This is a genomic window from Micromonospora sp. M51 (genome assembly GCF_018070305.1).
GTDB classification, from domain to species: Bacteria; Actinomycetota; Actinomycetes; order Mycobacteriales; family Micromonosporaceae; genus Micromonospora; species Micromonospora parva.
In genome coordinates this window covers 1-9,689 of sequence record NZ_JAGPXZ010000164.1, presented here as the reverse complement: position 1 = coordinate 9,689, position 9,689 = coordinate 1, and the positions used below count along the sequence as shown (strand labels likewise).

At 71.0% G+C, this 9,689-nt stretch carries 9 protein-coding genes and 1 pseudogene; 4 read left to right on the top strand and 6 right to left on the bottom strand.

Annotation, left to right across the window (positions count from 1 at the left end; all coding sequences use genetic code 11):
* From KBX53_RS11765 to KBX53_RS11755, 3 genes and pseudogenes are all read left to right on the top strand, one after another.
* On the top strand, window positions 1-329 hold a 329-nt coding region (locus KBX53_RS11765; RefSeq protein WP_210859132.1), incomplete at its 5' end, for a C39 family peptidase.
* Window positions 330-571: 242 nt separating this feature from the next.
* Window positions 572-1,345 (top strand): annotated as a pseudogene (locus tag KBX53_RS36295) (DUF1996 domain-containing protein); the annotation flags it as partial.
* 211 nt (window positions 1,346-1,556) lie between these two features.
* A complete protein-coding gene (locus KBX53_RS11755) occupies window positions 1,557-2,147 on the top strand; it encodes a DUF305 domain-containing protein (protein WP_210859130.1) in 591 nt (196 codons plus the stop codon).
* 139 nt (window positions 2,148-2,286) lie between these two features.
* On the opposite strand, the gene KBX53_RS11750 is transcribed toward KBX53_RS11755, so the two are convergent.
* Entirely contained in the window at window positions 2,287-2,466 is a 180-nt protein-coding gene (locus KBX53_RS11750; protein WP_210859128.1) for a hypothetical protein, read from the bottom strand.
* 61 nt (window positions 2,467-2,527) lie between these two features.
* The gene (locus KBX53_RS11745) at window positions 2,528-3,133 is read right to left on the bottom strand and encodes a TetR/AcrR family transcriptional regulator (RefSeq protein WP_210859126.1); all 606 of its coding nucleotides are present in this window, start codon (window positions 3,131-3,133) and stop codon (window positions 2,528-2,530) included.
* Between the two features lie 131 nt (window positions 3,134-3,264).
* On the opposite strand from KBX53_RS11745, the gene KBX53_RS11740 reads away from it, so the two are divergent.
* Complete coding sequence (locus tag KBX53_RS11740; RefSeq protein WP_030337911.1) at window positions 3,265-4,365, top strand: aldo/keto reductase; 1,101 nt, start codon at window positions 3,265-3,267, stop codon at window positions 4,363-4,365.
* Here KBX53_RS11740 and KBX53_RS11735 read toward each other — a convergent pair.
* The 4 genes from KBX53_RS11735 to KBX53_RS11720 all read right to left on the bottom strand — a co-directional run bounded on the left by KBX53_RS11735 (window position 4,323) and on the right by KBX53_RS11720 (window position 9,285).
* On the bottom strand, window positions 4,323-5,282 hold the full coding sequence (locus KBX53_RS11735; protein ID WP_030337912.1) for a carboxylesterase: 960 nt from the start codon (window positions 5,280-5,282) through the stop codon (window positions 4,323-4,325). The two genes, KBX53_RS11740 and KBX53_RS11735, sit on opposite strands and share 43 nt — an antisense overlap.
* Before the next feature lie 75 nt (window positions 5,283-5,357).
* The gene (locus KBX53_RS11730; protein ID WP_030337913.1) at window positions 5,358-6,254 is read right to left on the bottom strand and encodes a hypothetical protein; all 897 of its coding nucleotides are present in this window, start codon (window positions 6,252-6,254) and stop codon (window positions 5,358-5,360) included.
* 159 nt (window positions 6,255-6,413) lie between these two features.
* The gene (locus KBX53_RS11725) at window positions 6,414-7,625 is read right to left on the bottom strand and encodes a low temperature requirement protein A (protein WP_210859125.1); all 1,212 of its coding nucleotides are present in this window, start codon (window positions 7,623-7,625) and stop codon (window positions 6,414-6,416) included.
* A 115-nt stretch (window positions 7,626-7,740) separates the two neighbouring features.
* Window positions 7,741-9,285 (bottom strand): NAD(P)/FAD-dependent oxidoreductase, encoded by a 1,545-nt coding sequence (locus tag KBX53_RS11720; protein WP_210859124.1) that lies wholly within the window; start codon window positions 9,283-9,285, stop codon window positions 7,741-7,743.
* Between the last annotated feature and the right edge of the window lie 404 nt (window positions 9,286-9,689).

Genomic DNA, 9,689 nt, shown 5'->3' with positions numbered 1-9,689 from the left:
AGGAGACCGGTAAGAACGACGCCTACCGGTCGGTGGAGATCAGCACGCCCGCCGCGGATGACAAGCAGACCGACACGCTGCGCGCCGACGTTGTGAAGACCGTCGACGACGGCCGGGCCGTGGTCGCCAACATCGCCGGCACCACCACCGACACCGACGGTGGTATCCACTCCTTCGAGGGCGGGCACTACATCAGCGTCGTCGGCTACCGCGATGGCGGGAACGTGGTGAAGATCGCCGACTCCGCCAACCCGGACACCGCCTCCTACGAGGTCACCGTCGAGCACCTCGCGGACTGGATCGCCACCCGCGGCTACGCCACCAGCTGACCCGCACCACACCAACACCGAAGGGCCGGACCCCACCACGGGGCCCGGCCCTTCGGCGTCTTTTCCACCAGTTGCCGAACGTATTGACAAGAGTCGACATACGGGTGAGGCTGGGACGAAGAGAGCGCTCTCTCTTCTCGGGCTCACCAAGCCACCACCATGTCGGGCCAGGACACACTCCGCTGTCTTCGGCGGCGGCGCCGGAGCTGTCCCTGACCCGTCCTCCCGACAGGAGTCACACGATGGACAGGGCCGCACCCCTCTCCGGCATGCCCCGCCGACTGCGCCTCGCCACGGCGATCGGCGCACTGCTGATGCTCCTCGGCACGTACCTGGTCTCCGCCACCGGCCGGGCCGACGCCGCCACCGGCCGAGCCGGCGCTGACTTCGGCGCCAACGTCATCCGGGTCGCCGAGTTCCCCGCCGACTGCACCTACAGCCACCGGTTGCCGGACGACCCGATCATCTTCCCCGGGCTGCCCGGGGCCTCGCACATGCACAGCTTCTTCGGCGCCACGGTGACGAACGCCAACACCACCCTCCCGGACCTGGTCCGCTCCCCCACCAGCTGCAACCCGGCGGTGGACGTCTCGTCCTACTGGGTGCCCACCCTGTACCGGGACAACGTGCCGGTGGAGCCGGCGATCGCCACGTTCTACTACCTCGGCGAGGGCGTACGCGCCGACGTCGTCGCGAACACCCAGCCGTTCCCGCAGGGGCTGCGGCTCGTCGCCGGCAACGCGAAGGCCACCGGGCCGAACGACAGCATCGCCCGCTGGTCCTGCCTGCACGCCGGACACGTGCCGCCGTCGAAGGACTTCGTCAACTGCCCGTCCGGCACGATGCTGGAGTCGTACCTGGACTTCCCGCAGTGCTGGAACGGCCGCGACCTCGACTCACCGGACCACAAGAGCCACCTGGCGTACCCGGTGAACCAGGCCTGCCCGAGCACCCACCCGGTGCACGTGCCGAAGTTGCGGCAGGTGCTGCGGTACCCGGTCACCGGTGACCCGTCGCGGTTCCGGTTGGCGTCCGGGCCGGGCTACACGATGCACGGCGACTTCTTCAACGCCTGGCCGGTGGCCGAGCTGGCCCGTCGGGTCCAGGACTGCATCCGTCCCGTCATCAAGTGCGGTCACGACGGCCGACCGATCGGAGCGCGCGGTACACCCCTCCGCGGGGGGGCCGCACAACCCGGGCCCGCCGCCCGGGTGGGGAGGGAGTCGGATGCGCCAACCCAGGGCGGGTGCCCTGCTCGTCGCCGTGCTGCTGGTCGCCGGCTGCGGTGCCGGGCGCCGGGACGCGGCCGGCACACCACCCGTTACCGCGCCACCGGCGACGGTCGCGCCGACACCGTCGGGTACGGCGGGGTCGTTCAACCCGACCGACATCGCCTGGCTGCAACTGACCGCCGCGATGGCCGAACGTCTGCTGCCCGTACTCGATCTGGTGCCGGCCCGCACCACCGACCCGGCCTGGCGGCGAACGGCCGCCCAGGTCGCGGCCGCCCAGCGCGCGGACCTGGACCGCGCCCGCCAACTACTCGCCGAGGCTGGCGCGCCGACGACCAATCCGCACGAGGGGCACGACATGCCGGGCATGGTCACCGCCGAGCAGTTGGCGACGCTGCGGTCGGCCACCGGGGCGCCGCTTCACCGTCTGCTCGCCGGGCACCTGCGGGCGCACCTGACGCAGTCGGTCCGGATCGCCACCGCGGAGCAGCAGAACGGAGTCCAGCCCGCGACCGTCGCGCTCGCTGCCGCCATAACCCGCAACGCCACCGCCCACCTCACCCGCCTCCCACCTGAACCCACCTGAACCCCCGCCCGCGGTGATCAAGAGGTTCGCGTCACGACACGCCGAGCCTGCTGACGCAAATCTCTTGATCACCGAGGGCGGGAGCGTCGCGGTGCACGGTCAGCTGCGGAGGTTCGCTGGAGGTTGGGCGGGGCTGGCCTCAGCTTCCGCCCATGCTCGACGAGCTGCTGTCTGACGAGTTGCCCGGGCGCGACGTGTATCGGCCGGTCAGTCGCCCGGCCCGTGCCCGACGCCCCAGCGCGCCGATGATCATCAGCAGGAGCGCGGCGACGAGCGGGATCCCGCCGCCCAGCAGCACTGCCACCAATCCTGCCGACACGAGCGACCACCCCTCTCCGACAGCGACCGGGGCACGGCCGGACGAGCAGATTCTCACACGATCAGGCCGTTCGAGCACCTGTCCGAAGCGAGTCGATGGTGAGGTCGAGGACGGCTTCGAGGTGGTCGATCTTCCCGGTGGAGAGCAGCAGCAGCACACCGCCCTGGATGCCGGCGAGCAGTGCCGCGGCGGCCCGGTCGGCGTCGAGGTCTCCGGCCATGTCGCCGGTCGACTGCATGTGCCGGATGCCCTCGGTGATCGCCTTCTGCCAGCGCCACATGAGCCCGGTCACGATCGCCTGCGCGCCGGGCGCCCGCCGGCCGGTCTGGCCGAGCAGACCGTTGAGCGGGCACTTCACCCCCTGTGCCTGGTACCGCTCGATCAGCCGGTCCCGCCAGGCGAGCCAGGCCGGCCAGGTCGTCAGGTTGCTCAGCATCGGCTCCTGGTCGGCGAGCACCTGGTCCGCCTCGTGCTGCGCCACCGCGAGCAGCAGCCCCTCCTTCCCGTCCGGGAAGTAGTGGAAGAGCTGCCCCTTGCTGGTGCCGGTGTGGGCCATCACGTCTTCGAGGCGTACCTCGTCGACGCCGCGCTCGCGGATCTCGGCGGCCGCGCCGGCGACGATCCGGGCCCGGGTCGCCTCGCCCTTGCGGGTCAACGCCCGTGTCATGGGACCTCCTGGTCTCGGGGTGCGGGTCCGACCCTAGCTCGGTTTTGGACTTGCAGGTCCATTTTTGCCGAGCAAAAGTCTGGAACACGTGGCCCGCAGCGGGCCGACACCACAATCGGAAGGGCACCACCATGAACCACTACTACCTGCTCGGGCGGTCCGGTCTGCGGGTGAGTCGGCTGGCACTGGGCACCATGAACTTCGGCGTCGACGGGTTCCACGCCGCGTACGGCAGGACCGAGCAGGAGGCCGAACCGATCTTCCGGCAGTACCTGGAGGCGGGCGGGAACTTCATCGACACGGCGGACTTCTACACCGCCGGCGAGAGCGAGAAGATCCTCGGCCGCCTGATCGAGCGGGCCGGCGTACGCGAGCGGCTCGTGCTCACCAGCAAGGCCACCAACACCGTCGACCCGTCCGACCCGAACGCCAGCGGCAATGGCCGCAAGCACATCATGCGGGCCGTGGAGGCGTCGCTGCGCCGGCTCGGCACCGACTACATCGACCTGTACCTGCTGCACACCTGGGACCGGATCACCCCGGTCGAGGAGGTCGTGCACACCTTCGACGACCTGGTGCGCTCCGGCAAGATCCGGTACGCCGGGCTGTCCGACGTACCGGCCTGGTACGCGGCCCGGGCGCAGAGCTACGCCGAGGCACACGGGCTGGCCCCGATGGTCAACGTGCAGTTGCCGTACTCGCTCGTCGCCCGGGACATCGAGGCGGAGCACGTGACGATGGCGCAGAGCCTGGGCATGGGGCTCACCGCGTGGAGCCCCATCGGCGGAGGGCTGCTCAGCGGCAAGTACCGGCGGACCGCCGAGGGCATGAGCGGGGCCGGCCGCCTGACGAACCCCGACGCCGCGGGTCGGGAGATCAGCCCCGGCGACTGGCAGGTGATCGAGACGCTGGAGAGCGTGGCCGCCGATCTCGGGCGCAGCATGGCGCAGGTGGCGATCAACTGGGTGGCCACCCAGCCCGCCGTCGGGTCGGTGGTCATCGGGGCCAGCGGCCCCGAACAGCTCGCCAGCAACCTCGGCGCGCTCGACTTCGAGATCCCGGCCGACGCCCGACGTCGGCTCGACGAGGCGAGCGCCCCGAAGGTCCCGCTGCTCTACGGCATGTTCACCCCGCAGTACCAGTCCTGGGTGGTGAGCCCCGGCCTCGGCATCGGCGACAAGCCCGCCGGCTACGCCCCTGCGGTGTTCAACGGCGCCGGGTCGCCCTCGTAGAGCGCGACGTACCGCCGTCGCCACTCGTCGCCGTCGACGCCGAGGTTGAGGGTGTTGTGCTCGACCCCCAACTCCGCCGGCAGGGTGCACACCCGCAGCGGTATCGCGTTCGCGTCGGCGATCCGGCGCGGCAGGTGCACCGCCGCCCGGAGGTCCACCACGGCGTCGAGCGGGCTGATCGCGACAGCCGCGGTCCGCAGACCGGTCCGTCGGGGCGGATTCGGCAGGGTACGCGCAATCGTCAGGTACTGGGTGACGGCGGCGAGGGAGTATCCGCGCGACGTGACGCGGTCCCGCAGGACGCGGCGTCCGTACAGCACGATGAGCGGTTTGACCGCGTACGCCGGTGCCTGTCGCGGGTTCGGGCCGAAGAACGGCGACAGCAACAACAGGTGGCGTACGACGTTGCCGGGCACCTGCGCGAGCCAGGTGGCCAGCACGGCACCGCCGGAGATCCCGACGACGCCCACCTCGTCTCCGAGGGCCGCCGCGACGGCCCAACCCTGCGCCGCGTACGTCGTCAGCTCAGCGGCCTGGACCCGGTGGTGGGCCTGCCGGTCGACGGTGCCGTGCTGGGGGGCCCGGGGGATCCAGACGTTGTACCCACTGTCGAAGAACTCCTCGGCCAACCCCGCGTACTGCTCCGGCGCGAGGGTGTATCCGTGCAGCAACAGCACGGCCCGGCCGGTACGGGAGCCGTGGCTCAGCAGGCGGCTGCGCGACTCGGGCCGGATCTCCGGATCGGCAGCCTCGGCGGCGATGGTGGCCTCGGCGGCACGGATGGCCGTGTCGAAGTCGAGCGGTCGGGCCGGCGCGACCGACAGCCCACGGCGGCCGACCGGCCAGAGATAGAGCCCGGCGACCGCCGCCACGACCAGCGCCAACCCGCCGAGGAGAAGGGCGATGATCTCCGGCATGCCCAGATGCTGACAGCTGGCGGGGTCCGCGCCGGCTGAGGGGGTGCGCCCGGGTGACCGGGCGCACCCGGTCAGCTATTCCTGACTGTCCGGCGGCGCGAAGGCGACCCGGGAACGCAACTGCCGAAAGCCGGTCCGCTCCAACTCGGCGAGCACCGTCACCCGGTGGGACTCCACATCGGCGATGACCTCGCGGGCACCACCGGCGGCCAGCACCCGCACCGCCTCGGCCAGCAGCTCGGGCCGGGCCGCCTCGTCGAGCAGGCCGAGGTAGGCGAGCAGGGGGTAGCAGGCGTCTCCGGCGGTGCCGACCAACCCGACCGGGTCGCCGGCCGCCAGGGCGACGCGCCATTCCTCGGTGGCGTCGCCCAACCAGGCCAGTGGGTCGGTGGCGAGGTCGACACCGGCAACCACCCGCGCGATCTCGACGCCGGTCAGCACGTCCGGCTCGACGATCCTGGCGACCAGCGCGTTGATCTCGGCGACGTCGGCGGGCGGCCGGAAGTCGTAGCGCCCGGAGGACGCCGGCAGCGGGGTGCCCGTCCAGGAGCACCGGATCCGCTCCCCCCGTTCGACCAGCCCGGCCAGCCGGGCGGCCGCCATCGGTGCCTGCACCACGGCCAGCACCTCCGGCCGACGCCGCCAGTGCGCCGGCAGCGCGGCGTAGTACAGACCGGGACCGCCCAGCGCCTCGTGGGCGGCGCGCAGCAGCTCGGCGCCCACCTCCGGCTCGGCGTCCAGGTCGAACCGGTCCAGCCAGGGGGCACCGACCGCGCCCGGCGGCAGGAGCCAGGCGGCGCGGCCCACCAACCGCCCGGCGCGCAACGCGACCCAGGTGGTCTCGGGCCGGTAGCCGCCGCCGGCGACCCCGTCGGCGTACGCGACCTGGCGCAGCTGCGGCAGCGGATCGGGCATGGAGTCGAACAGATTTTCCTCGCCCGCGACGAGCGGACGAATGACCAGATCAGTCATGGGTTGGTCCTCCGGGAAGCGAGCGCCCCGGGTCAGACCCGCGCGGACGCCGGAGCGCGGAGGGGGCGCAGAACATCGGACATTGTTCTGACCTCCTTCCCGCTCGACGGCGTGCCCGACCACGCTACGCGCAGTGGCCGCCGGCCCGCAACGGGATCATCACAGCGTCGGGTTGGACTCCGACCCCAGCCGGTGGACTCGGCGGTGGGCTCGTTGGTCGAACACGGTGATGGCGGCCAGCATCAGCGCCGCGACGGCCGCCACGGCGACCGGTGGAAGCAGCACCATTACCGGGGCCGCCACGGCCAGCGCCACAGCGCCGAGATAGAGCACCCGACACCGAGGTGCGGATCGGCTCGCCCGTTCCAGGGTGCTCCGCCCGATCAGGAACAGCACCGGGCCGCCGAAGATGATGGCCACCAGCGCCCAGTCGATCGGCGGGTGTGGGTCCTCGATGACCTGACCGAAGCCGACCGCGGTGCAGATGATGCCACCGACGATCAACAGCAGGCTGTAGCTCGCCCACCGCGACAGTTGGATCCCCTCCCCGCTCGGGGTCGAGGCATGGCCGGATCTGACGTGGTAGAAGTACATTCGCCAGAACGAGACGACCGCCACGAACGAGGCGACGAGGGTGATTGTTCCCTCGGTCGAGAAGCCCGGAAAGCTGACCGCGGCGCCGGCTTCGAGCACCACCTCGGCGAGAGCGATCATGAAGAACTGGTTGTACCGCTCGGCGAGATGCTCCTGCGAGACGGTGACCCGCAGGCTGTCGATCTGTCTCGGACCCAGGCGGGGCAGGGGGTAGGTGGTGGCGGCGCCGATCATCTCGACGGCGAGAGCGATGGTCCAGAAGACCCCTCGACCGAGACCACCACTGATGCCACCACTGATCCAGAGCACACCGGTGGCCAGGTGCCAGGTCAGCACCCGGAGCGAGAACACGTGCACCGGGTGGCCACGCAGGGCGAACGACAGGAAGAGCGGTCGGCCGACCTGGATGACGACGTAGGTGCAGGCGAAGATGACACCGCGTTGGCCGAAGGCCTGCGGCAGGGTGACAGCCAGCACCAGCGTGCCGAACATCGTCGCCAGCAGGATGACCTGCAGATCGGGGCGCCGCGGGTCGTAGGTGCTCGCCAGCAGGGCGTTGAGCGACCAGATCATCCACATCGCGGTGAAGAAGAGGACGGTCTGGCCCGCCTCGGAGAGCAGGGTGTGCCGGACGATGGTCAGGTCGTCCGCGACCCGCCCGGCGAGGCGGGCCAGCGCGAAGACGTAGACGATGTCGAACAGCAGTTCCAGGACGGTCGCCGAGTTCGGGCTCCTGCTGTCCCCGAGGCCACGGAAGAACTCGGCGCGCCTCAGCACGGGCGGCGGGACAGCTCAGCCGGCCGGGGCAGGTGGCACGGACGCAGCACGGTGGTGGCTCTGTTCCGCTGCCATCGTCCCCGAGCCTCCTCACCGACCGGTCCCGCCTGATCCGCTATCTGCGTACTTTATCCATCTTTATCGGGCTGTCGTCGCTGATGGCGAATACCGGGTCGGCGGTACGCCGGATCATCTGCGCCGTCACCCCGCGGTACGAGCCCGGGTCGACCGGGAACAGCCACTGCCGGGCCCGGGTCAGCGAGCCGAGGTTGAGCCCCAGTTCGTCGAGCACCTCGTCGATGTTGTGCATCGAGAACGGGATGATGTTCGTGCCACGAGCGTGCCGTCCGTTGGTGCGTGCCGTCATCCAGGCCAGCCGGGCGCGCACCTCGTCACGCATGCGCTCCTCGGGTGGCAGGGTGATCCCACCCCGCAGGTACGCGGCCGTCCAGACCGCCGCCATCTCCGCGCTGAGCGGGCTGAAGAACGACGAGTTGTAGCCGGCGAACGTCAGGCGCGGCACGCCGAGCGGCAGGATCTGCCGGTAGAGCATGAAGTTGCCGGCGTCGTCCTGCAGCCGGGCGTGCACCGCCTCGTCGAGGAACGGCACGCGCTGGCGGAAGCCGGTGCCACAGAGCACCAGGTCGGCGGGGAGCACCGTGCCGTCGGCCAGGCGGGCGGCGGGCCGGCCAGCGTCATCGACCAGCAACTCGGTGATCACCTGATCCCGGTGCACGACGATGCGGCCGTCGGTGACCCGCTCGAAGAAGCCCTCGGTGGCGAGGCTGACCGTGCTGCGGGCGATGTCCTCGAAGCTGCCGTTGGGCACCAGGCCCAGCGCGCGCAGGTTGAACTGCCGGGTCGCGACCGAGCCGACGCTGGTGACCATGCGCTGCCGCAGGCCGTTCCCCGGGCCGTGCAGGAACCGCTCGAAGCCCTTCAGGTGCAGGTAGCGGAAGAGCGCCTCACCCATCCGGGTGAGCAGCAGGTACTTGTAGTTGAGCGCCCCACCGAGCTTGCGGGGCATCTTCCAGAGCAGTTCCCGGGCCACCACGTGGGTCTGGGCGGCGACCTCGCTCACCGGGACCGCCACGTCACAGGCCGACTTGCCGTACCCGACCACCAGGACGTTCTTACCTCGGGCCGCCTCGACGTCGGGGAACTCCCCCGTCGCCAGTACGCGCCCTCCGGCGGCGGCGAAGGCCGCCTGCCCGTCGAAGGACGGCACGAGCGGGTCGGAGAAGATGCCGTTGGCGACGATCAGGTGGTCGTACCGTTGCACAGTCAACGGTTCCTGGGCGCCGGTCGGTCGGGACGTGACCAGCCACCCGGTCTCGTCGTTGACGAGTTCGGCGGAGACGACCTCCGTGGACAGGCGCAGCGCGCTGGCCAGCCCGAACTTCTCCACGTAGGTCTCCAGGTACCGCTGGACCTGCTCGCCCGAGGGCCACTGCGGGTAGTGGGCGGGCATCGGCAGGTCGGAGAGGTGGTAGGTGCCCTTGTCGTTCTGGGTGGTCAGACCGGGGTAGCGCCGGGTACGGCTCCACACCCCGCCGACGTCGGGCGCGCGCTCGAACACGGTGACGTCGAATCCGCTCTGTCGCAGCACCTTCGCTGCGCTCACACCGGCGAATCCGGCACCGACGACAGCAATCCTCATGGTCTCCTCCAAACGAACGTGAGCCCTGCGACGTGAAGCAGTGCCGGAAACCCGCGCCGACGCTGACCGCCCGCGGTGCTCGCACGCTAGCGAGCACGCCGGGACTGTCGCTATCCGCGCGACGCGGCCACTGTCCGCGGTACGCGGCCGGACCCTTTTCCTGTCGGGTCGACGGCTTTCCGGGCTGTTCCGGCCCGCGCACGCCTTACGGTCAGCGCGACAGGACGCCCAGGAGGTGTCGGATGGATGCGGTGACGGTCCGGACGGACGACGTCGACCGGGCGCGCGCCGAGGTGGGCCGCGTCTTCTGTCCACACCGGCTCACCCCGCAGGCGGGCGTCCGCAGCGTGCGCCTGCGGATGGCGGCTCGCCGGGCGGGCGGGGTGGGAGTCATCGACCTCGAC